Source organism: Halanaerobium congolense, from assembly GCF_004366375.1.
Lineage (GTDB): Bacteria > Bacillota > Halanaerobiia > Halanaerobiales > Halanaerobiaceae > Halanaerobium > Halanaerobium congolense.
Map to the genome: position 1 here is coordinate 1 of NZ_SOEF01000013.1, position 24353 is coordinate 24353.

Annotated in this window: 16 protein-coding genes, 1 pseudogene, 1 riboswitch and 1 other annotated feature; all 17 genes and pseudogenes read left to right on the top strand. The window is 32.4% G+C overall.

Annotated elements, in window-relative coordinates:
* The first annotated feature begins 234 nt into the window (after positions 1-234).
* The 17 genes and pseudogenes from C7954_RS05895 to C7954_RS05980 all read left to right on the top strand — a co-directional run bounded on the left by C7954_RS05895 (position 235) and on the right by C7954_RS05980 (position 24293).
* Complete coding sequence (locus tag C7954_RS05895; RefSeq protein ID WP_089655734.1) at positions 235-1737, top strand: glutamate synthase subunit beta; 1503 nt, start codon at positions 235-237, stop codon at positions 1735-1737.
* Between the two features lie 1119 nt (positions 1738-2856).
* Positions 2857-3249: a hypothetical protein gene (locus C7954_RS05900; protein WP_073158850.1), complete on the top strand. Its 393-nt coding sequence runs from the start codon at positions 2857-2859 to the stop codon at positions 3247-3249.
* 47 nt (positions 3250-3296) lie between these two features.
* Positions 3297-3549: a binding site (T-box leader), on the top strand.
* A gap of 86 nt (positions 3550-3635) precedes the next feature.
* Positions 3636-5393, top strand: coding sequence for a biosynthetic-type acetolactate synthase large subunit (gene ilvB, locus C7954_RS05905; RefSeq protein WP_073158852.1), 1758 nt, complete (start codon positions 3636-3638; stop codon positions 5391-5393).
* A gap of 443 nt (positions 5394-5836) precedes the next feature.
* A pseudogene (locus C7954_RS13850) lies at positions 5837-6618 on the top strand (LTA synthase family protein).
* A 104-nt stretch (positions 6619-6722) separates the two neighbouring features.
* On the top strand, positions 6723-8009 hold the full coding sequence (locus tag C7954_RS05920) for a hypothetical protein (RefSeq protein WP_133618077.1): 1287 nt from the start codon (positions 6723-6725) through the stop codon (positions 8007-8009).
* A 114-nt stretch (positions 8010-8123) separates the two neighbouring features.
* Positions 8124-8238, top strand: a riboswitch (FMN riboswitch).
* Positions 8239-8489: 251 nt separating this feature from the next.
* Positions 8490-9611, top strand: a complete 1122-nt coding sequence (ribD, locus tag C7954_RS05925; RefSeq protein ID WP_089655730.1) for a bifunctional diaminohydroxyphosphoribosylaminopyrimidine deaminase/5-amino-6-(5-phosphoribosylamino)uracil reductase RibD — start codon at positions 8490-8492, stop codon at positions 9609-9611.
* 39 nt (positions 9612-9650) lie between these two features.
* Entirely contained in the window at positions 9651-10313 is a 663-nt protein-coding gene (gene ribE, locus C7954_RS05930; protein WP_243734131.1) for a riboflavin synthase, read from the top strand.
* 39 nt (positions 10314-10352) lie between these two features.
* Positions 10353-11549: a bifunctional 3,4-dihydroxy-2-butanone-4-phosphate synthase/GTP cyclohydrolase II gene (locus tag C7954_RS05935; protein WP_089655728.1), complete on the top strand. Its 1197-nt coding sequence runs from the start codon at positions 10353-10355 to the stop codon at positions 11547-11549.
* A gap of 108 nt (positions 11550-11657) precedes the next feature.
* On the top strand, positions 11658-12122 hold the full coding sequence (ribH, locus tag C7954_RS05940; protein WP_089655727.1) for a 6,7-dimethyl-8-ribityllumazine synthase: 465 nt from the start codon (positions 11658-11660) through the stop codon (positions 12120-12122).
* A gap of 167 nt (positions 12123-12289) precedes the next feature.
* On the top strand, positions 12290-14017 hold the full coding sequence (locus tag C7954_RS05945; RefSeq protein ID WP_089655726.1) for a putative bifunctional diguanylate cyclase/phosphodiesterase: 1728 nt from the start codon (positions 12290-12292) through the stop codon (positions 14015-14017).
* 105 nt (positions 14018-14122) lie between these two features.
* The gene (locus C7954_RS05950) at positions 14123-15607 is read left to right on the top strand and encodes a GGDEF domain-containing protein (protein WP_133505429.1); all 1485 of its coding nucleotides are present in this window, start codon (positions 14123-14125) and stop codon (positions 15605-15607) included.
* 5 nt (positions 15608-15612) lie between these two features.
* Complete coding sequence (locus C7954_RS05955) at positions 15613-17139, top strand: phosphohexomutase domain-containing protein (RefSeq protein WP_089655894.1); 1527 nt, start codon at positions 15613-15615, stop codon at positions 17137-17139.
* A gap of 14 nt (positions 17140-17153) precedes the next feature.
* Positions 17154-18110: an aldo/keto reductase gene (locus C7954_RS05960; protein ID WP_110300815.1), complete on the top strand. Its 957-nt coding sequence runs from the start codon at positions 17154-17156 to the stop codon at positions 18108-18110.
* A gap of 254 nt (positions 18111-18364) precedes the next feature.
* Complete coding sequence (gene thrC / locus C7954_RS05965) at positions 18365-19858, top strand: threonine synthase (protein ID WP_073158877.1); 1494 nt, start codon at positions 18365-18367, stop codon at positions 19856-19858.
* 220 nt (positions 19859-20078) lie between these two features.
* Positions 20079-21749 carry a bifunctional diguanylate cyclase/phosphodiesterase gene (locus C7954_RS05970; protein WP_089723097.1) on the top strand — a complete coding sequence of 557 codons (1671 nt, stop codon included), beginning with the start codon at positions 20079-20081 and terminating at the stop codon, positions 21747-21749.
* A 15-nt stretch (positions 21750-21764) separates the two neighbouring features.
* Complete coding sequence (locus C7954_RS05975) at positions 21765-22268, top strand: GNAT family N-acetyltransferase (RefSeq protein ID WP_089655891.1); 504 nt, start codon at positions 21765-21767, stop codon at positions 22266-22268.
* Positions 22269-22340: 72 nt separating this feature from the next.
* Entirely contained in the window at positions 22341-24293 is a 1953-nt protein-coding gene (locus C7954_RS05980) for a fructose-1,6-bisphosphatase (RefSeq protein WP_073158883.1), read from the top strand.
* The last annotated feature ends 60 nt before the right edge of the window (positions 24294-24353 follow it).

Here is a 24353-nt window from a genome sequence, read left to right on the forward strand (position 1 = left end):
AATTCATAAGAGGTTTAAGCAGGAAATTAGGTAAATTTCGAGAAAACATAACTTAGGATCCCTTCCTTTCTGGGTGTAGTAAGTTGTGGTTCTCTCAATTACTATTTACGAGCTCAGGGGGAGGGATTCCTGCATTTTATGCAAATTCCTAACCTGACAATTATGATAACTATTAATATTTTTAAAAAAACTATTAGATTTGACGTAACGAATTAGGACAGAGGAGGAGATAAAATGGGTAAAGCAACTGGATTTATGGAATATAAGCGGGAAACTCCGAAAGAGCGCCCGCCGAAAGAGCGAATAAAAGACTGGAAAGAATTTAAAAATAAATTTAGCGAAGAAGCTGCTAAAATTCAGGGAGCCCGCTGTATGGAATGTGGAATTCCCTTCTGTCACAGCGGCCTGGAAATTGGAGGTATGGTTTCTGGCTGTCCTGTAAATAATTTGATTCCGGAGTGGAATGATCTAATCTATAAAGATAAATGGGAAGAAGCAGTTAAAAGACTTTTAAAAACCAATAATTTTCCCGAATTTACGGGTAGAGTCTGTCCGGCTCCTTGCGAAGGTTCATGTACAGTGGAGCTGAATGACCCGGCAGTAACCATTAAGGCAAATGAGTATCAGATTATTGAAAAGGCTTTTGCCGAAGGCTGGATCAAGCCTGAGCCACCAGAAAAAAGAACAGGAAAATCAGCAGCAGTAGTTGGTTCTGGACCTGCTGGTCTGGCTGCTGCTGATCAGCTAAACAAATTGGGACACAAGGTAACAGTTTATGAGCGTCAGGATAGAATAGGTGGCCTTTTAGTTTACGGTATTCCTAATATGAAGCTTGATAAAGAACTGGTTCTCAAACGTCGGCTTGATATTATGGAGGCTGAAGGAGTAGAATTTATCACAGAGATTGAAATTGGTAAAGATCTTAGTCTGGAAGCGCTTGAAAATAATTTTGATGCTGTAGTACTGACAGGTGGAGCAACTAAGCCTCGAGATCTTGAAGTCCCAGGAAGAGAGGCAGCTGGAGTATATTTTGCTGTAGACTATCTAAAAGCAAATACAAAGCATATTTTGGGTGACCAGAATGAAGATTATATTTCTGCTGAGGATAAAGATGTGATTGTAATTGGTGGTGGAGATACGGGAACTGACTGTGCCGCAACTGCTATTAGACAGGGTGCAAAAAGTGTAAATCAGTTTGAAATAATGCCTAAATCACCATCTGAGCGTCAGGCAGATAACCCCTGGCCTGAATGGCCCAAAACTCTTAAGGTCGATTATGGCCAGGAAGAAGCGATTGAAGTTTTTGGTTCTGATCCGCGAGAGTTTCTAATTATGACAGAAAAAATTATGACAGAAAAAATTGACGGAGAAAAGGTTGTCAGTGGAGTTAAAACTGTTAAAATTAACTGGGAAAGAAATGATGAAAATCGTTTTGTGCCAATAGAAAAACCAGGAACAGAAAAAATCTGGTCTGCTGATCTAATTTTAATAGCAATGGGTTTTTTAGGGCCAGAAAAGACTCTGATTGAAAAAGCAGGTATAGAACAGGATCGGCGGTCTAATGTTAATGCTGATTATGGTGATTTTAGAACAAATGTTAAAGGAGTTTTTGCTGCTGGTGATATGCGTAAAGGCCAGAGTCTGGTAGTTAATGCAATTGATGAGGGTCGAAAAGCAGCTAGGGAAGTAGATAAATATTTGCACGTACCGTTTACCAAACCAATTTATGGAAATTAATTTAGCTTGCTTTATCAAGCACTTCATAATCAATGTTTTCTGATAATTTGTACTCTTGATTTTACCATTTATGGTGCCGCCAATTTGTTGGAATGCAAGTAAGTAAAAAGCATGGTTTAAATCACGACAGCCGTGCTTTTTGTAGCTTAAGTTTTTAGAGGTGCCAGAGCTATGTTCTACAGGTGCCCGGCATGGATGTCAGCTGATACTGGCTTTTTTCAACTGCTTTTTTAAGCTGACTATTGATTTTCTCAAGAGATTTTCAAGCAGTTTCAAATGTTCAATACAATAGTACTTTTGATAATAATATTTCTGGGGCTTTGGTATCAGCAGTTTTTTCCTGTTCTTATCTACCAGAAAAAGTATAGTTTCAACTTTATCATTGCCTATAGATTTAACTTGAGATCATTTAGAAAATCCTGGAGCCTGATTTCTCCATAATAGTCAAGCTCTGAGGGATGAGGAAATTTCTCATAAAAAGCTATAACAGTTTTACCGATGGGATCACTAAAAAAATTTTAGTATTCAAGATACTGCTGGTGAATTAGATTATGGAATCTGTTTTTAAGTTTTGTCTGTTCTTTAACTAGAGTCTTACGCTGGTTATTTAGCTGTCTGATTGCTTTAAAATTAGCATCATAGATATAGCATCAGGAAGCTCATTGAAATCTGCCAACAATACATTGGCAATGGCTTCAGCATCAATTTCATCTTAATTAGAATTTAAATTATCATCAGGCGTGCCTTATTGGATTAGCGTTGATTCGCAGCGTCCTATTTGACGTCTCTGATCTGATGATAGTAATAGGTAGGTGAATTGCAGTTTCATTTAAAGCGTTACTCTGATAGATAAAGCCGCAATGTACTTCCATCCCAGGTAAATTATATCAAAAGACAAAATGAAGTACAAATTATTAAGTTTGATTAGTTTCTATAATTTAGAATAACACAATAGGGAGGAAGTATATTAATTTTAAACTAACATTTTCTTTGATTATAATCACCTATTATGGTATAATTTAGTCATATAGAATTTAAATAAGTGCCAGTGACTGAAATTATTAAATATAGAGATAAATGCCGCTCATGGAAACCATTAAGAGATAGGTGGTGTTAATTGTGAATCAGGAACTTTTAGATAGTATTAGACAGATAATCAGAGAAGAAATATCTGGAGTCAAAGGTGATGTATCTTCACTAAAAGGTGATGTATCTTCACTAAAAAATGATGTATCTTCACTAAAAGGTGATGTATCTTCACTAAAAAATGATGTAGCAGAAATGAAGCCTCAACTAGAAGAAAATACTCAGATGCTTAGGACTTTACTTGCTCGAACTGATAATCATGGAGCAATGTTAGAACAGCTTAATATAAGAGTGTCTAGACTCGAAGGAAATGAGAAGAGATATAAGAAATTAAATAATGATTTTTATTATCACAGCCATAAAGTAGTTGTTGAAATAAAAGAACCAGTATTTGAAATTGACTCAAATGACCATTCTGATTCTTGACAATTTTCTAAAAACAATATATAATAAAACAAATTACAATTATATAATTAAAAGTTATGAGAGGGAGGAAAATAATATTTAATGATTACAGAGAGTCGGAATGCTGAGACCCGATATTAAAAAAATTATTTTTGTAGCCCTTGAACTGCAGTACCGAATAAAGTAAGTACTGTCGGAATCTTTGTTTAAATGCATCCGTTATCACATGCAGAAGTATAAATGATTAATATCAGGAGTACTGAAGAGGCTGTCTAACAGCAAATTCGGGTGGTACCACGTGAGATAACTCTCGTCCCTATTAATAGTTCAACTATTAGTAGGGATGAGAGTTTTTTGATTTTGAGAATGTTAATTAAAATTCATTATTTTAAGAAGGAGTGAGCAGCATGAGTAGTAATGATAAAAAGATGATGAGTGGAGCAGAAATTTTTGTGAGGTCATTAGAGTCAGAAGGTGTAGATACTATATTTGGCTATATTGGGGCAAAGGTAATAGATATTTATGACAAATTATATGATTCAAAAATTAGACATATTATGCCACATCACGAGCAGGGAGGAGTTCATGCGGCTGATGGATATGCTCGTTCGAGTGGAAAGACAGGAGTCTGTATTGCGACCTCAGGACCCGGTGCAGCAAATATGGTTACTGCCTTAGCAACCGCAAATATGGATTCAGTTCCCCTTGTTGCTTTTACAGGTCAGGTGCCAAATAATATGATCGGTACTGATGGTTTTCAAGAAGCTGATATCAAAGGGGTAACTATGCCAATCACCAAAAATAACTATATTGTTAATGATGTTAAAGATTTAGCCAGAATAATTAAAGAGGCCTTCTATATCGCTTCTACTGGACGTCCTGGACCTGTACTGGTTGATATACCTTCGAATATTTTAAAAGAGGAAGCAGAATTTAATTATCCAAAAGAAGTTGATCTTCCCGGCTATAAACCAACTTATAAAGCAAATAAACTGCAGTTGAAAAGAGCTGCAGAACTAATAAACGATTCCAATCAGCCGATTATCTATGCTGGAGGGGGCTCTATTATCTCGGAAGCAGAAAAAGAAATAGCAGAATTGGCAGCAAGTGCTGAAATACCTGTAACAACCACCTTAAATGGAATTGGGGTTTTTGATGAAAATAATTATTTATCCTTAGGAATGTTAGGAATGCATGGGACAACTGAAGCTAATTTAGCAATTACAAATTCTGATTTAATTATTGCTTTAGGAGCTCGTTTTGATGATCGAGTTACCGGGGAAATAGAAGACTTTGCTGTCAATGCAGATGTGATTCATATTGATATTGATCCTGCAGAAATAGCAAAAATTATAGAAACAAAAATCCCAATTACAGCTGATGTTAAGACCGCTTTAAAAGAATTAATACCGCAAATTAAAAAGGTTAAAAGGCCTGCCTGGATCAAAAAAATCAATAACTGGAAGCAAATTGATCAAAAATCAGATCCTGGAAAAAGTCAAAAATTATTACCATCAGAGATTATAGAAACTCTTTATGAGTTAACAGCTGGAGAGGCAATAATTACTGCTGGTGTAGGTCAGCATCAGATGTGGGCTGCTCAGTATTATAAATATAAAAAACCTAGAACCTTCATCAGTTCAGGTGGTTTGGGAACCATGGGCTATGGTTTTCCAGCTGCAATAGGAGCTAAAATTGCTAATCCAGAAAAAGAGGTTTTTGCACTTGTTGGTGATGGTAGTTTTCAAATGAATATTCAGGAATTAGCAACTGCAGCTAAAAACCATGTAGCAGTAAAAATTATTATATTTAACAATCAGTATCTTGGAATGGTAAGGCAGTGGCAGGAGCTATTTTATGACAAGCGCTATTCCGCTACCTGTTTAAGAAGACAAAGTGACTGCCCGCCTAAATGTTCCGGCCCTAATTCAGAATGTCCAGAAATGATTCCTGATTTTATTCAGGTAGCAAAAGGTTATGGAATTAAAGGAGAAACTATTACTGAACGAAAAGATATTAAATCAGCAATTGAAAGAACTATTAAGGCTAAAGAAAGCTATATTTTAAACTTTATAATCGAAGAAGAAGAGAATGTGTTTCCTATGGTTTCTGCTGGTGGGAGTTTGGAAGATATGATTTTAAGAAAGGATAATCAGAAAAAATAAATTTAATCTATCTCAATTTATATCAATTATCGTCTTATCACAAAAAATTTAAAAAATATTTTCTAATTTAATTGCATATTTTCTAAAAACAACATACTATTAAAGTAAGAGAAAATATATGGGAAAGGTATAAATTGAGATATTTTAATGATTTAAGCTTTAAGAAAAAAATTATATTTCTTTTATCTCTTAGTCACTTCATTTTTCTTTGCAAATTTATGGTATAATAGGTATTTTTCTAACTATTTAAGTGTTGCTGATATTACTATGGGGCAGGGAATAAGACCATTCAAAGTTTTATTCAGACAGCTAATTAGCTATTTAGATTTGCTTTTCATTTTTGAAATAGCAATTTTATTGTTTTTCTTATTTTATAGTTCAAATTTCAGGACAGTAAAAATATCAATGGCCAATAATAAAGGATATAGACGTTATATTTTAGCATGCAGAACCAGGAAAAAGAGGATATTGAACAAATAACCGATTCAGAAATTGTTGGAGAAGAAGATTTAAACCAGTACCATCAACTAGAATATATTAAAAATATTATAGTTATTCAACTAGAGTCTTTTGATCAAAAAATAATTAATTACCGCCATAACAATAGAAAAGTAGCTCCTTTTTTAAATAAGCTTAAGGAAAATTCTCTTTATTTTAATAATATTTATGCCCAACATGTTAATGAAAGTTTTGATGCTGAATTTTCTTTTTTGACCTCCCTTTATCCTAGAAATAAGAATTATGCTTTTAAAACTAATGATATGTCAAAGTTTAATTCAATAGTTAAAGTTTTGAAAAAAGAGGCTACCAATTCTTAGCTTTTCATGGTAATAGCGGTGATTTCTTTTATCGAAATAAAGCTTATCCGGAACTAGGTTTTGATAAATTTTACAGTAGAGAAGATTTTGAAATTGAAAATGCCAAAATTGCTGAAGAAAGTTATCTCGGAATTGACGACTACGATTTTTTCGACCAGTCTATTGATTATTTAGAGCAGGCAGCAGAGCCATTTTTTGCTTTTTATATAACGGTAACCAGTCATATGCCATTTGATTTTTATCCAGAAGAATATAGCCAGGAGGAATTTGAGGATTTAGAACCTCCGATTGTAAAATATTACTTTAATTCAGTTTACTTTACTGATCAGTCAATAAAACATTTTTTTGAAAAACTTAACTTAAAGAAAAGATTTATACCAAGGTACTCTTTTTGTCTTTTACTCTAATCATAGTTCTGATATAAAAAAAGAAACATACAGTTCAGCTGGAGAATTTGTTATGGAAAAAAATATTTCAGAAGAAAATGCTCAAGAATAGGGAGGTCCAAGTAATGAACAAATTTATTAAAAAAGCTTCAATTTATATTTTAGTAATGTTATTTGCAGCTGCAGTTATTTTTACAGCTAATTATTATTATGGACAAAAAATAGCAGAAGATGTGGAAATTGAAATCAGAAAAACAGCAGCGGCTAATGACTATCAGCTCCGCAGTTTGGAGGTTGAAAGCAATCCTTTGCTTCAAAAAATAGATATCAGAGATGCTAGTATAACAAAAAGAGATCAATTTAATTTAATTGTTAATCAGGCAGAAATTAGTTTTAACTGGCAGCAAATAATTAATTATATTCGTAATCAGAATTTTGAGTTTAATAAGAATTTAGAGACAAAGATTGCTCAAATTAATTATTCTAATTTAAATAAAAACTATCAAATTAATATAAAAGGTGCAGAACTTCATTACCAGGGTAATCTAACAGAAGAAAATATTTTAGCTATCAAAAATGAAAATGATCTTCATCTTCTTTTAGAAGATAATCATAATTTAGATTTTACTGCAGCTGAATTAAAGTATAATTTTCCCTATTATAGAAGTTATGGTCTCAGTGAACAGGATTGGAATAGATTGTCGACATTTAGTGATTTTAAATTAAGGGTAGATTATGATCAGGCAAATCAAAACTTAAAACTGGAAGAATTTAATTTAAGCAGCGAATTACTGAAAATAATTTATAATTTTGATTCAATAATTGATTATAATGAGCAAGAGCAGCAAATTTATGTTGAAGAAGCAAAAGGTAATTATGATTTTCATTTAACAGCATCAGATTTGAATTTTTCAGCTAATGATTTTTATCAGGACCTTGAATTTAACCAATTTGATTTTAATGGAAGCTTTGATTTAACAAATCAGAATAATCGAATTAAGGTAAATCAGCTTGAATTTAATTTGAATTTAAATGAATTGAAACTTGTGCTGGCAGAAATCATGGCTCAACAATTAAATGAAAATAGTTTTGGTATTTTAGCTGAAAATAATCAATTTGAAATTTTAATCAACAAATTTTCTTATCAGCAGCAGTACAGTCATCCTAATGGCAGCAGTCATTCGGAATTAGATTCTTCAATACTGTTGGCTGAATTAGATGCTGAATATAATTATAGTGAAGAAATCCCATATATCAGCAGTGGTGAATTAAGATATAAACCGCAAACTGCTAAAGTTGAACAGCTTAATTCTTTTCTGCAGCTTGTGTTAAGTGAAAGAATAACTAGAAATGAAGATGGTTTTTATCAGCTTAAATTTTGGGGTCCAATAGATTCTTTAAATTTAGAGTAAAGAGCAAAACATTCTAAATTATTAGAAAGAGCTGTTCAAATAGGAAAAACAAACAATTATGTGAAATTACTTTACAAACTTTAATTTAGATGCTAAAATATAACTAGTAAATTTAATAACTAACGAGGATGGGTGAAATTCCCTACCGGTGGTAAAGTCCACAAATCCATTAGGATTGATCTGATGAAATGCAGAACCGACAGTAAAGTCTGGAAGGGAGTTAGGTTATGGGTTAATTAATCTAATTTGTTTATTTGTCATTTAATTTATTATAGATTTTAAATATTTTAAATCTATAGTGCTGAATAAATAGTTATAATTAACTTATATTATAATATTTGATTATTAAAGTCCTTCCAGTTTTGGTCAGTTCTGGAAGGACTTTTTCTAATTTCCGAGGAATTATAAAATTATTGAGTCGGAGCAGTTGAATTTTAGGCTAAAAATTAAACTATAAAAATGGGGGTATGGGGGTAGATGATGCAGAAATTTTCTAGTATCGATTACAAGCACATGAAAAGAGCCTTGGAGTTAGCAAAATTAGGTGAAGGAAAAACTTCACCTAATCCAATGGTTGGAGCAGTAGTAGTTAAAAACGGTGAAATAGTTGGAGAAGGTTATCATCAGGAATGTGGTGGCCCACATGCAGAGGTATTTGCACTTGAAGAGGCCGGGAAAAAAGCTGTAGGAGCAGATATTTATGTTACTTTAGAACCCTGCAGTCATTATGGGAAAACACCTCCTTGTGCTCAAAAACTAATTGATACGGGGATAAAAAAAGCAGTAGTGGCAATGGTTGATCCGAATCCAGAGGTTTCCGGACGAGGAATTGAGATGCTCAGAGAAGCTGGTATTAAAGTTGAGCTTGGATTATTAAAAAATGAAGCTCAAAAATTAAATGAAATATTTTTGAAATATATTCAAAGCGATTATCCTTTTGTTTTTTTAAAAAAAGCCCAAACTTTAGATGGCTATATTGCCAGCAAAACTGGTGATTCAAAATGGATAACTAATTCAGCTGCTAGATTAGAAGGCCATAAATTAAGACATCGAATTGATGCAATTATGGTTGGTATTGGAACTGTTTTAGCTGATGATCCTTCTTTAACAGCAAGATTAGATACCAGAGAAGGAATAGATCCTCTGCGGATTATTTTAGATCCCGACTTAGAAATACCAATAAATGCCAGGATTATAAATCAAAAGTCAACAGCCAAGACTTTAATTATTACAGCTCAAAATGATGAGCCTGATATTTTAGCAAAAAAAGAAAGATTATTGAAACTGAAACAGGTCGATATTATATCATTTGCAGCTGAAAATAAATATTTTGATCTCAGAGAAATTTTGAAAACCTTAAAAAAAAGAAAAATAAGTAGTCTGTTAGTTGAAGGAGGCGCAAAACTCAGCCATACATTTCTAAAAGAAAATTTGGTTGACAAATTTTATTACTTTATTGCTCCCAAAATTTATGGTGGTAGTGATGGAATAGCATCTTTCTGCGGTAAAGGTCCAAAACTGATGTCAGATACTGTTGAATTAAAAATTCTAGAACAAAAATTATTGGAAGACAATATTTTACTAATTGCTGAAAGAAAATAATTTTTTAAAATAGATTTATGTGGCATCTATTTTTAGGAGGTGGATTTATTGTTTAGCGGGATAATTCAAGAAAAAGGTAATTTTTTAAGAAAATTTAAAGGAAATAATAAATATCAATTGGAAATTAAATCAGAAAAAGTTTTAGAAAATATTAAAACCGGTGACAGTATAGCAGTCAATGGAGTTTGTTTAACTGTGGTGGATTATGGTAGCAATTATTTTAGAGCTGATGTAATGCCTGAAACGCTAAAAGATACCAACCTAGGTGATTTAGAAACTGATTCAGTCCTCAATCTAGAACAATCTTTAAAAGCAAATGATTTTATTGGCGGACATTTTGTAACGGGTCATGTAGATTCTACAGCTGTGGTTAAATCAATTCAAAGAGAAAACAATGCTCAAATAATTAAAATGGAAGTAGACCAAGAAACAGAAAAGTTTATCGTTCAAAAAGGTTCAGTTGCTTTAAACGGTGTCAGTCTGACAGTAATGGGAATTGAAAATGGAATTTTAAAAATATCATTGATTCCTGAAAGCTGGTCTGAAACAAACTTATCACTTTTAAGTGCTGGTGATAGAGTTAATATAGAGACTGATATGTTAGGAAAATATGTTTATAAGATGTTGAATAATTTAAATGGACAGAGAACTAATGAAGTCAAGATTTCTAAAAGTTTTTTAGCCGAAAATGGATTTATTTAATCTCAAATTCAAAAATAATTATCCGAAAGGAGATTTGGTATGGATAAAATAGAAGCTGCAGTAGAAGACATAAGAGCTGGGAAAATGGTAGTAGTGGTTGACGATGAGGATAGAGAAAATGAGGGGGACCTTTTGATGGCTGCTGAAAAAGTAGATAAAGAGGCCATTAATTTTATGATTAAAGAAGCAAGAGGTCTTGTTTGTACTCCAATAGAAGAGGTTCTAAGTGAAAAATTAGATTTAAAAATGATGGTAAAAAATAATACAGAAACTCATGGCACAGCTTTTACTGTTTCAGTTGATCATACAGATGTTACAACAGGAATTTCTGCTCAGGAAAGAGCTTTAACAATTCAAAAACTTATTGCTCCTGCTGCAAAAGCAGAGGACTTTATGCGTCCTGGTCATATATTCCCTTTGGTTGCTAAAAAGGGTGGAGTTTTAAGAAGAGCTGGTCACACAGAAGCAGCTGTTGATCTGGCAAGGTTAGCGGGTCTGAAGCCAGCCGGTGTTATCTGTGAGATAATTAAAGAAGATGGAGAAATGGGGAGACTTCCGTTCTTAAAAGAATTTGCCCAAAAACACGATTTGAAATTAATTTCTATTGAAGATTTAATTAATTACCGAAAAGAAAAAGACAAGCTGATTAATTTAGCAGCAGAAGCTGAGCTTCCGACTGATTTTGGTGATTTCAAAATCAAAGTCTTCACTACAAAAATTGATGATAAAGAGCATATCGCTATCATCAAAGGTGAGATAGAAAATAAAGAAGATGTTTTAGTTCGAGTCCACTCACAGTGTATTACTGGTGATATTTTTGGTTCAAAAAGATGTGACTGTGGTGAACAGCTGGCAGCAGCCCTGCAGCTGATAGAGGATGAAGGCAGTGGAGTTGTTTTATACATGCGTCAGGAAGGAAGAGGTATTGGCTTAGTTAATAAAATTAAGGCCTATAAGCTCCAGGATCAAGGAATGGATACTGTGGAAGCTAATGTTGCCTTAGGCTTTGATCCTGATTTAAGAGACTATGGAATTGGAGCTCAGATTTTGAGTGAACTTGGTTTATCTACAATTCGTCTCCTGACAAATAATCCAACTAAAATCATAGGTTTAGAAGGTTATGGACTTAAAGTTACCGAAAGAGTTCCTTTAGAAATTGATCCCAATCATGAGAATGAGTCCTACTTAAAAGTAAAAAAAGATAAGATGGGTCATCTTTTAGATTTTGACCATTAAATCAACAAATTTTCGAATAATTTATAAATATTAAAGAAATAAATTTACAAAAATAATAATTAAGAACTAAGATAATTATAAAAAAATTTAAAAAGGGAGAATGATAAAATGAGAACTATTGAAGGAAAATTAAATGCACAAGGTATAAAAACCGCAGTTGTAGTAGGCCGTTTTAATGAATTTATTTCAGGCAAACTATTAGAAGGGGCAGTAGATGCTTTAAAAAGACACGGAATGGACGAAGCAGATATTGATGTAGTTTGGGTACCCGGTGCTTTTGAAATACCATTAACTGCAAAAAAAATGGCTGTAAAAGAAAAATATGATGGGGTTATTGCCTTAGGTGCAGTAATTAGAGGTGAAACACCACACTTTGATTACGTTTCTGCAGAAGTTTCTAAAGGAGTTGCTAAAGCAGGTCTGGATACCGAAAAACCAGTTATTTTTGGAGTTTTAACAACTGATACAATTGAGCAGGCTATTTCCAGAGCAGGAACTAAATCCGGCAACAAAGGTTATGATGCAGCTGTTTCTATGATCGAAATGGTTAATCTTTTTAAAGAAATAGGCTAAATTAGTTAAACTATTTAAATTAATAATATAATCCCCTGACGGTAACAGATTAAGTCAAAATAATCTGTTTTCTCCGAAAGGGGATTTTTAATTTTTCTTTATTGAATTAAAGCTTAAAATTAGTTATACTAGTAAGTAAATAGTATAAAACGAGGGTAGGTTGGATAATGAAGAAAAAAAGATTTTTTTCTTTCTTAAAAAATGAAGTTAGCAGCATCAGCTTTAATAGTTTAGAAAACAATATGTTTTTTGTTTTTCTAAGCAGTTTTTATATAATTGGTGCAGTATTATTAATTTTAATTAATTCGATAAATATAACAGGATTAAATATTTCGCTTGATACCACCAAAGGATTAATATCACAGCTTCAGATTTTAACACTTTTGTATCTAAGTTTAAATTTTAAAGAAACCGGAATAGCTGCTGCTTTAGCACTAAATGTATTTTCTCAGTCCTCAATGATTGCAATCATGATTATGGAAAATACATTTATTTATATGCCGGGGATAATTGCTTATACAACATTTTTAATTGTAATCTTTTTGATTCATAATTATCAGCAAGAAATTAATTCAAAAGTAGAAGAGTTAGAGACAGAAAAAGAAAAACTGCAGCATTTGGCATATTATGACAGCTTAACGAAAACAGCCAACAGAGAAATGTTAATTAAAGAACTTGATTATTTGTCATCTTTATCTGATGAAAAATCAATCAATTATACCTTAATTTTTATTGATTTCAAAAATTTTAAAAGAATTAATGAATCTTGGGGTTTTGATATTGGTGACTATATTTTGAAGGAAGCTGCCCAAAGGTTGAAGAAAATTGTCCATGATTCCGATTTGATCGGACGTTTGGGTGGAGATGAATTTGCAGTAGTTGTTCATCAGCAGTTAGAAGAGAAACAATTAAATAGATATATCAGGAGCATCAAGAGAGAACTGGAAAAACCATATAAATACAAAAGCAGAGAAGTATTATTGAACAGCAATTTTGGAATTTCAACTTTTCCGCAGGATGGTAAAAACAGTAAGGAGATAATTAGAAGTGCTGATATTGCAATGTATAAAGCTAAAACAAATGTAGATAAAGAAATAGAATTTTTTGCTGAACATATGGAAAAAGAGGTTGTCATGGATGTTCAGCTGGAAGATGTCTTGAAAAAGGCTATTAAAAATGAAGAATTTTATCTTATGTTTCAGCCTCAGTATAAAACAAATGGGAAAGAGCTGCGGGGTTTTGAGGTTCTTTTGCGTCTGCATTCATCAGAATTCGGTACAATCAGTCCTGTTAGATTCATTCCCGAAGCTGAAAAAAGTGGTTTAATAAAAGAAATTGGAGATTGGGTGATTAGAAGCTCAATTCAGAAATTCAATAGTCTTAAAAATCATTTTGAGCAGGAATTGGTTTTATCAATTAATATTTCAGTAGTTCAGCTCACAGATCCTCAATTTTTAGCTCAGGTAGAAGATATCATAGGAAAAGAAAAACCAGAGGGCTTTAAAATTGAATTTGAAATAACAGAATCTCACTTTATTTCTGATCAAGAATATGTAATAGATGTTTTATATAAACTCAAAGATTTAGGAATCAGTATTGCCTTAGATGATTTTGGGACGGGTTATGCTTCTTTAAGTTATCTGCAGCATATTCCAATAGATGTATTGAAGATAGATAAATCTTTTATTGATTTAATATCTCACAACTCAGCCAGAGAAAAAATGATGGTTGCACCTTTAATTGAAATGTCACATCAGTGGGAGGTAAAGGTTATAGCAGAAGGTGTGGAAACAGTTGAACAGCTGCATTATTTGGAAGATCACAGCTGTGATTTTATACAGGGATTTTTATTCAACAAACCCTTAAGTGAACATCAAATTACAAAATCTTTTTAGAAATAATCTATAATTAGCAAAATATTGCAGGTAATTCAAATTAAGCGTCGAATTATATTAATATAATTGGGATCCTTTAGCCCTCTTTTAAGAGAGGAGTTTAAGATGAAATATCTGCGAAAATATTATTTAATATTTTTTATCCTGCTGTTTATTATGATGATCTGGCTTAATTATCAGAGCTATCGCAGAACAGAAAAAATTGTTAGAGAAAATTTTGAGACAGAAATTGAACTAATTAAAAACAATGTTTTTAATTCTTTAGAAAACGCCTTTGCTGCTTATTCTATTTCCGAAATTGTTTTAAATCAGGAGATGGAAGAAAATTCTCAGATATTATTAGCAGAATATGCCGAAAATCAGGATCCTATAAGCTGGAACTTAACTGAATTAAAAGCACAAATGCCTGATTATGAGATCTACATAATTAATGATCAGCTAAAAATTATCAGTACTACTTTAAAGGCAGATTTGGGGATGGATTTTTCACAATACAGAGAGTTTTCTAAATTGCTGTATTCCAGGCTGAAAAGTGGAAGATTTGCAGCTGATAAATTAGATCTTGCCCAGAATACAGGTTTAATTAATAAATATAGTTATCAGGCAACTTCTGACGGCAGATATTTGTTTGAACTGAGCATTGATATCAGCAAACGATTTCCGATACTTGGAGATTTTAATATTTTTGCAAAGGCTGAAGAATTAGTGCATAAATATGAGCAGCTGCGGAGTATTAATTTTTATAAATTTGGCCAGGATAGTAACCGAGTTGGAATCTTAAAAAGCAGCAACCCAGATGAATTGGAGCCTGTGTCTGCACAGGTAAAGGCAGTAATTAAAAAAACAGTCCTAGAAAATAAAATTCAAAATTCAAGTTTTAAAGAAAATGACTATCAAGTTACTGATTTTTATTTACCTTTTTTAGTTAAAGGAAAAGAAACCGATTCCGAGTGGTGGAATTCATTTGTAGTAAGGGTTCGTTACGATAATCAAAATTTACTCAATGAATTAAGTCAGGAACGTAAAAATATTATCTTTAAAATAATCATAGTTCTTATTTCTTTTATTATTTTTTCAATGATAATGCATTATTTTATAAAAAATACGGAAACTATTGCTTATCATGATTGTTTAACCGGTCTCCCAAATCGGCAGGCTTTTCAGGAATATTTTAATCAAAGTAACATTCGAAAAGCAAAAGAAAAAACAGCAATTTTATATTTAGATTTGGATGGATTTAAGGAAATTAATGATAATTATGGTCATGAAATTGGAGATAAACTGCTTCAAATTGTAGCGGGTCGCTTAAAAAATTCAATCAGACCTAAAGATAAAGTATCACGAATTGGCGGAGATGAGTTTACAATTTTATTACCCAACATTAAAAACTCCGAAGATGTTGAGATAATAATAGATAAAATTGAGGATATTATATCAGAACCATATCAAATTGACGGTCATAAAATTAATATTAGCTGCAGTATAGGTTATAGTATAGCAAATAATACTGCAGATTCCTTAAAAAAATTATTAAATAAAGCAGATAAAGCAATGTATGAAATAAAAAGTGAAAAAAATAAAATGGAGTGATTTTAATGTCAGAAATAAAATGGGAAAGATTGTTAAGTGGTACAGATGTGAGAGGTAAGGCAATCTCAAATGAGCAGAAAAAAGCAAATTTAACAGAAGCAGCTGCTTTTGGAATCGGTTTTTCTTTTGTGCAGTGGTTGACTGATACCCTGAATAAGAAAAGTAATCAGCTTAAAATAGCGATCGGCCATGATTCAAGATTAAGTGCTGAGAAATTACAGAATGCTCTTGGCGGAGGAATTAAAATGGCTGATGCTGAGTGTTTAACTGCAGGTCTGGCTTCCACTCCAGCGATGTTTATGTCAACTGTTTTAGAAGAATATCAATATGATGGAGCAATTATGATTACAGCCAGTCATTTACCATTTGATAAAAACGGATTCAAATTTTTTACAAATAAAGGTGGTTTAGAAAAGGAAAATGTAAAGGAAATTCTTAAAATAGCAGCAGCATCAGAAAAAGAATTTTTAGATGAAGCTAAAATAAAAGATAAGAAGTTTAAAATTGAAAATATTGATTTAATTTCAGACTATGCCGCGCATATAAAAACTATTATCCGGCAAAATCTGAAGCCGGAACTTGACCAAAAAAAACCTCTGGCAGGTTCTAAAATAATTGTTGATGCTGGTAATGGAGCCGGAGGGTTTTTTGCTAAAAAAATTCTAGAAGCTTTGGGAGCCGATACAGCAGGTAGTCAATTTTTAGAGCCAGATGGAAACTTTCCCAATCATGCTCCAAATCCGGAAGATAAAGAAGCAATGCATTCAATTCAAAAAGCAGTTCTAAAAAATAATGCGGATTTAGGTATCATTTTTGATACAGATGTTGATCGAGCTGCGGTTGTAGACAGCAGAGGTCAGGAAATTAATAGAAACAAATTAATTGCCCTTGCTTCAACAATAGTTTTAGAAAATAATCCTGGAGCTACTATTGTCACAGATTCCGTTACTTCTGTTGGCTTAAAAGAATTTATTGAGGATAAGTTAGGTGGAATACATCACAGATTTAAAAGAGGATATAAAAATGTGATTAATGAGGCTAAAAGACTTGAAGCAGAAGGAGTTAATGCACCGCTGGCGATAGAAACTTCCGGTCATGCAGCTTTTAAGGAAAACTATTTTCTTGATGATGGTGCTTATTTAATAGCAAAAATTTTAATCAAAATGGCTAATTTAAAAGCAGAGTCAAATCAAAAAATTGGGGATTTAATTGCTGATTTAAAAGAAGCTGAAATTAAAAAAGAATACCGAATGACAATTGACCTGGATAATTTTAAAGATTATGGTCAGGGAATCCTTAGTGATTTAGAAGATTTTGTTAAAGAAAGTGAGAATTGGGAAATTGCACCTAAAAATTATCAGGGGTTAAGAGTAAATTGTGGTGGTAATGATTGGTTTTTATTAAGAATGTCTTTACACGATCCTGTTTTAGTGCTTAATCTCGAGTGTGACAAGGAGCAGGATTTAGAAGAAATATTAGATAGTTTACGAGAATTTTTAACTAATTATAATCAATTAAAATCTATTTTATAATCAGGAGGCTAATAATGAAGTATAGACATTTAGGAAACTCAAATTTAAAAATTTCTGCAGTTGGTTTAGGTACCTGGGCTTATGGTAATGATACCTTTGGTGAGGTAGATGATCAGCAGTCAATTAAGGCAGTTAGAGCAGCTGTTGATTCCGGTATTAATTTGATCGATACAGCTCCAGCCTATGGTGATGGACATGCAGAAAAAGTTGTAGGTAAGGCAATTCAAGGAATTAGAGATAAGGTTGTTATCGCCACAAAATGTGGAACCCACCGGGATGGACCTAAATATGTTCGAGATTTAAGCCCGGAACGAATTAGAACAGAAATTGAAAACTCTTTAAAAAGGTTAGATATTGAGCAGATAGATCTTTATCAGATTCATTGGCCTGATCCAGATACTCCTTTAGAAGAAAGTGTAGAAGAATTATTAAAGCTAAAAAAAGAAGGTAAATTTAAATATCTGGCAGTCTGTAATTTTGGAGTAGAGCTGATGCAGGAAATATCTGAGATGACTGATATAATTTCACTGCAGCCTCAATATTCACTGCTTAAAAGAGACATAGAAAATAAGATTATTCCCTACCTTTTAGATAATAATTTAGGGACCTTAAGCTACGGAACTCTTGGGGGTGGGATTCTAAGCGGTAAGTATCAGGAAAGACCTCAATTTGATGATGAAAAAGACAATCGAGCTGGCTTTTATCCATTTTTTAAAGAAGAAAATTGGGAACAGACTCAGAGCTTAATTACATTATTAAAAGAAATTGCTGCAGAAAATGGACAATCACCGGCTCAAACAGCAATTAACTGGTCGATTAATCGTCCAGGAATTACAACCGCTTTAGTGGGTGCCAAAAATGAAAAACAAGCTAGAGAAAATGCTGAGGCAGCAGATTTCAGCCTAACAAAGACCGAAATGACAGAGTTAACCAAAAAATCTGATGAAGTAATTAAAAACTTGAAAATTTAGATTAAACTGAACTCGATTTAAAAAACAAGATGATGTTCTATACAGAGTAAAAAGATGGCAGAATAGAGTTGAAATAGACAGCTAAAATATATTATTAAAAAGTCCTGCAGCAATATCAAAAGCTTCAGGACTTTTTGTTTTCTATAAATTTTAAAGATATAGCCTATTTAATAGACATAGTTATATTCTTTCGATATAATGAGTTATAGTTATTAAAAACATGACAAATATAATATTTAGTGGAGGTAGAGAGTATGGAGTATATGAGTACTAGAGGTAATTATAAGCAGGTTAATTCAGCTGAAGCAATTAGTTTAGGGATGGTTCCTGAAGGAGGGCTTTTTGTCCCAGCAGAAATACCTAAACTTAATTTAGAAGAAATTACAGTCCGAAAAAATGAGAGCTATCAAAAATTGGCAGCCTGGATATTTAAGAAATATCTAACTGATTTTAGTGAGGATGAAATAGAGTCAGCTGTAAAGGCAGCTTATAATGATCAAAGTTTTCCGGAAGCAGAAAAAACACCACTTGTAAAGCTTGATCAAAATACATATATATTAGAGCTCTGGCATGGTCCAACAGCAGCCTTTAAAGATATGGCTCTGCAGATTTTACCACATCTGCTTGCTGAATCGGCAAAAAAACTTCAAATTGGAAATGAAATAGTAATTCTTGTAGCAACTTCAGGTGACACAGGTAAGGCTGCTCTCGAGGGTTTTAAAGATGTAGAGGGAGTAAAAATCATTGTTTTTTATCCAGAAGCCGGAGTAAGTAGAGTTCAGGAAGACCAGATGAAGACAACTGGTGGAAAAAACACCGAGGTAGTTTCGCTTAAGGGAAACTTTGATGATTGTCAAAATGCAGTTAAGGAAATTTTTGCTGATAAAGAACTAAAGCAGAGGCTGCAGGAAAATAATTATCAATTTTCTTCTGCTAATTCAATTAATTGGGGAAGGCTGCTGCCTCAGATTGTTTATTATTTTAAAGCATATTTAAAACTACTGCAGGATAAAGAAATTGAAGCAGGTGAAAAGATCAATTTTACTGTTCCGACTGGTAACTTTGGTAATATACTTGCCGGCTATTATGCTTATCGAATGGGACTTCCGGTAAATAAGTTCATCTGTGCCTCAAATGATAATAAGGTGTTAACCGACTTTTTAGAAACAGGAATTTATGATATTAACCGTGATTTCAAAAAAACAATCAGCCCCTCAATGGATATTTTAATTTCATCAAATTTAGAGCGCTTTCTTTTTGAAATGAACGGACATGACAGCGGTAAAATTAACGAGTGGTATCAAAAGCTGCAAACAAATAAGAAGTTTAAAATAGATGGGCAGACTTTCACAAAAATCAGAGAAATGTTCAGCGGTAAATTCAGCAGTGAAGATGAAGCAAGAAAAGCCATTAAAAAAACATATCAAAATTATAATTATTTAATTGATCCACATACAGCAGTTGGAGTTGACTCTCTTTTTAAATATCGCAGTGAAAGTGGAGATGAAAGCAAAGCCGTTGTCGATTCTACAGCTAACCCTTATAAGTTTAGTCGGGCTGTTTTAGAATCATTAAAAGATAAAGAAATTAAAAAAGACGAGTACAGAATTATAGAAGAATTAGAAGAAATGACTGCAGCTAAAATCCACCGAGGTCTGGCAGGTCTAGAAAATATGGAGTCCAAACATCAGGAGAGCTGTGGTCAGGACGGTGTAAAAGAAAAATTAGAAGAGCTGCTTAATCTTTAATTTTTTTGCTTCACACTATTTAGTAGAGCGCTCTGGATAGGTCGAAAATATTTAAGTAATGACTGGATAGCTAAAGCTTATATTTTAATTAATCGAAGAAGAAATTATGGTAATTGATGCAGGTTTTAATTAATTTAGAAAGAAATATATGATAGAGAAAGATTTTAACTATAATATTTAAAAATTATAAATAAACAGATTTTGTCTGAGGAGAATCATAATGATTAAAAGACAGGAAATATATTTAAAACTTAAATATTTAAAAAATAGAACTGTACTTTTGATTTCAGCTATTTTTCTATTAATAACTTTTATTACATTCTTTGTTTATCAAAGTGGGGGGACTAGGTTTAGCTATACCTATTTAGTTTATATTCCAATAATTTTAGCTGCCTATTTTTATAATATCAAAGGCGGTCTTTTGGCTGCTTTGATAGGGGGTCTTTTTTTGGGACCTTTGATGCCGCTTAACACGGAAACTATGGTAATGCAGAGCTTTGAAAACTGGTTTTTTAGAATGCTTTTATTTATGATAATTGGTTCTTTTTCAGGCGCTTTATTTTCTTTTTTAGAAAGCCAAATAGAGGAAATAAATAAAATAGCCTATTATTATCAGGAAACGGGATTGGCAAATTTAATCAAAATGAAATCAGATTTAGAAGCTAAAATAGAAAATGATGGGGATTTCTATCTTATAATCATCAACATCAATAATTTTTTAGATATTTATAAACTGATTGGTTTTACAAATTTTTCTAATTATATAAATAAGTTTGTAGAACACATTAGAGACTTTAAAAATATCAAAGATAGTATCTATCAACTTAATGAGAATAAATATGGTTTAACTATTGATAAAAATAAAGTTGATAATTTTGAATTTTTTTTGAAAGAATTTGTTATTTATCTAGAGCAGGCTATTGATTTTAAACATGTCTCAATATTTAATGAAATAACTCTTGGTATTTCAACTTCACCTGAGCAGAGTCAAATTGCTGATGAGCTAATCAATCAATCTTTTTTAGCATTAGAAAAAGCGGCAGAAAAAAGGATCAATTATTGGATTTATGAGGAACAAGAAAAAGATCTTGAGTATTCAGATAGCAATATAGAAATACTGGCCCAGGTCAAGAATTCAATTACTGAAGATAACTTTGAGCTTTATTATCAGCCAAAAATAAATTTAAGAACTAATGAAATTGAGGCTTTTGAAGCTTTAATTAGATGGCACCATCCTGAAAAAGGATTTTTAACCCCTGATAGATTTATTTCTATAGTTGAGCAGAGCAGTTTAATTGAATCACTTACTAACTGGGTGATAAAGGAAGCAGCAGCTGACTTAAATATTTATAAAGAAAAAATTAAAGCCAGTCAAATTAATTTAGCAATCAATATTTCAGCTAGAAATTTACAGCAGCCTGAGTTCACAGATAATTTAATAAAAGTGCTGAGGCAAGAGGGGGTTGACCCCTGTCAGCTTAGGTTAGAAATTACTGAGACGGAATTAATGTTGGATATTAAAGAAAATATTAAAAAGCTGAAGCGTTTAAAAGATCATGGAATTCAAATTTATTTAGATGACTTCGGCAAAGGTTATTCTTCTTTGAAATATTTAAAGGAGCTGCCGGTTGATTTCATAAAAATTGATGGTTATTTTATCCGCTCAATTTCTATTGAAGAGTCTGCTGAAAACATAATTTATTCAATTATAAATATGGCTCATGCTTTAGATTTAAAAGTAGTTGCTGAAGGTGTAGAAAATCAAATTCAGTTAGATTTTTTAAATGATTTAGGTTGTGATTTTGCCCAAGGCTATTATTTTGCCAGGCCAGGCAGTAAAGAAAAGATTATTCACTGGATAAAAAATAATAATTATTATATACTAAAATAATTTAGAGGTGAAAAAATGGAGTTTAGACAGGCAGAAATGAAAGATATTCCTCAGATTATGGAAATTATTCAAGCTGCTCAGCAGTATTTAAAACAGGAAGGAATTGACCAATGGCAGAATAATTATCCTAATCCTGATTCATTAAAAGAGGATATAACAAATAATAATTCTTATTTAATTAAAGATAGAGATAAAATAGTGGCCACAGCTGCAATTATTTTTGGCGATGATCCTACTTATAGCTACATTGAAGGTGGAAAATGGATTAGTAAGGGTAATTATGGAGTTGTTCATCGTGCTGCAGTTGCCGAAACTTATAAGGGCCAGGGTATTATTTCAAAAATATTTGTTCAAACTTATCAACTGGCAGCAGCAGATGGTATCACAAGTATCAGAATTGATACTCACCCAAACAACAAAGCAATGCAGAGGGCAATAGAAAAAGAAGGGTTTAAATATTGTGGTATTATTTATACTGAAGATGACAGCAAAAGGTTTGCTTATGAAAAATTAATTTAATTTTTTTAAAAACTTAAAACTTATTTAGGATTTAGCAGTACTTGAAAATAACTGCTGCAAAAGGAGGGACAAATGAAAGACTTAAAATATTTAAAACTATTGTCAGAACAGTTTCCAAATATACCAGAAGTCAGCACAGAAATTATTAACTTAAAGGCTATTTTAAACCTGCCTAAAAGTACAGAGCATTTTTTGACAGATTTACACGGAGAGGCTGAAGCTTTTAAATACATGTTGAAAACTGCTTCAGGGGTTATTGAATATAAAATAGATCAGATCTTTGGGAATCGGCTAAAAGATACAGAAAAGAGAGAACTTGCTACTTTGATTTTTTATCCCAAAACAAAAATGAAAGAGTTAAATGAAAGAGGTGGAATTCCACCAGAATGGTACAAAGAGGCTTTAGACTATATGGTTCGCATTACTCAGGAGGTCTCTTCGATTTATACCAGATCAAAGGTTAGAAAAGCTCTGCCAGAAAAATTTTCATATATTATTGAAGAGCTGCTGCATATTAAAGAATGTGATCCTAACAAAGAAGCTTATAAAAATAAGATATTAACAACCATAATTGAAATTGGTAGAGCAAAGGATTTTATTGTCGCCCTATCAGAATTAATTCAGAGTTTTGCAGTTGATAAACTTCATATTATTGGCGACATTTATGATCGGGGCCCATCGCCAGATGTAATTATGAATGTTTTAAAATCACACCACAATGTTGATATTCAGTGGGGAAATCATGATATTTTATGGATGGGAGCAGCTCTAGGTCAAAAGTCTCTGGTTGCCACTGCTTTAAGAATTGCACTCCGCTATGGTAATTTAGAATTTTTAGAAGAAAGATATGGAGTTAATATGAGACCACTTTCTAGATTTGCAATGAATTACTATCCGGAGCCTGATCCAGAACTATTTGAACCGCAGCTGATTAATAAAGAATTAGACAAAAATGAAATTAAAATTATGGCTCAGATGCAGAAAGCTATAGCAGTAATCCAATTTAAATTGGAAGGACAGTTAATAAAAAAACACCCAGAATTTAAGATGAATGAAGCTTTATATCTAGAAAAAATTGATTATGATAACTCAATATTAGAACTTGATGGGAAAAAATATCAATTGACTGATACAAACTTTCCAACTATAAAATCAGAAGATCCTTACAGTTTAAGTACCTGGGAAGAGGAAGTTATAGATCAATTGAGTTATTCTTTTAAAAATAATGATAAACTGCAGGAAGACATTAAATTTCTATTTAATAACGGCAGCATGTACAAAAAATATAATGGTAATCTTTTATTTCACGGCTGTGTACCCCTAACAGAAGATGGTGATTTTTCAACTATTGAGGTAAATGGAGGGAAATATCAAGGCAAAAAATTAATGGACTTTTTTGATGATATTGTACGCCGTAGTTATTCAAATAAGGAAGAAGAAGCCGATTTTAAAGACTGGCTCTGGTATCTCTGGCGGGGAGAGCTCTCTCCTTTATTTGGTAAGGATCGGATGACAACATTTTTAAGATACTTTACTGACGAAGATGAGCCTGAGCTATATAAGGAGAATAAAAACCCATATTATCAGGCTCGAGAAAATGAATTTATCTGTAAAAAAATTCTATCTGAGTTCGGTCTGGATACCGAAAAAGGACATATTATTAATGGACATACTCCTGTAGCAGAAAAGATGGGTGAAAGTCCAATTAAAGGTAATGGAAGACTGCTGGTGATTGATGGTGGAATTGCAGCTGCTTATCATGAAAAAACCGGAATTGCCGGCTATACCCTAACTTACAGCAACACTAAAATGCGTTTGATGTCACATGAGCCCTTTATCAGTAAACAGGATGCTCTGCATAAAGACAGCAGGGATACAATTTCAGCAGTAGAAGTATTAAAGTTTGATCGGCCTCAAAAAATTGCTGATACAGATATTGGTGAAAAATTAAGTGAAGATGTAAAGTATTTAATGCAGCTGCTTGAGGCTTATAAAGATGGTATTATTAAAGAAAAATATAACTAAATTTCAGAACCAGAGGGATAAAATCCTCTGGTATTTTTATGTTCATCTACTGGGTACGTG

Bases quoted from the DNA above. Each gene is read 5' to 3' on its own strand.
- C7954_RS05935 (WP_089655728.1), top strand. From the start codon at position 10,353: ATGGATAAAATAGAAGCTGCAGTAGAAGACATAAGAGCTGGGAAAATG.
- C7954_RS05975 (WP_089655891.1), top strand. From the start codon at position 21,765: ATGGAGTTTAGACAGGCAGAAATGAAAGATATTCCTCAGATTATGGAA.
- C7954_RS05950 (WP_133505429.1), top strand. From the start codon at position 14,123: ATGAAATATCTGCGAAAATATTATTTAATATTTTTTATCCTGCTGTTT.
- C7954_RS05960 (WP_110300815.1), top strand. From the start codon at position 17,154: ATGAAGTATAGACATTTAGGAAACTCAAATTTAAAAATTTCTGCAGTT.
- ribD (WP_089655730.1), top strand. From the start codon at position 8,490: ATGCAGAAATTTTCTAGTATCGATTACAAGCACATGAAAAGAGCCTTG.
- C7954_RS05955 (WP_089655894.1), top strand. From the start codon at position 15,613: ATGTCAGAAATAAAATGGGAAAGATTGTTAAGTGGTACAGATGTGAGA.
- ribH (WP_089655727.1), top strand. From the start codon at position 11,658: ATGAGAACTATTGAAGGAAAATTAAATGCACAAGGTATAAAAACCGCA.
- C7954_RS05980 (WP_073158883.1), top strand. From the start codon at position 22,341: ATGAAAGACTTAAAATATTTAAAACTATTGTCAGAACAGTTTCCAAAT.
- C7954_RS05920 (WP_133618077.1), top strand. From the start codon at position 6,723: ATGAACAAATTTATTAAAAAAGCTTCAATTTATATTTTAGTAATGTTA.
- C7954_RS05945 (WP_089655726.1), top strand. From the start codon at position 12,290: ATGAAGAAAAAAAGATTTTTTTCTTTCTTAAAAAATGAAGTTAGCAGC.
- C7954_RS05895 (WP_089655734.1), top strand. From the start codon at position 235: ATGGGTAAAGCAACTGGATTTATGGAATATAAGCGGGAAACTCCGAAA.
- ilvB (WP_073158852.1), top strand. From the start codon at position 3,636: ATGAGTAGTAATGATAAAAAGATGATGAGTGGAGCAGAAATTTTTGTG.
- thrC (WP_073158877.1), top strand. From the start codon at position 18,365: ATGGAGTATATGAGTACTAGAGGTAATTATAAGCAGGTTAATTCAGCT.
- C7954_RS05970 (WP_089723097.1), top strand. From the start codon at position 20,079: ATGATTAAAAGACAGGAAATATATTTAAAACTTAAATATTTAAAAAAT.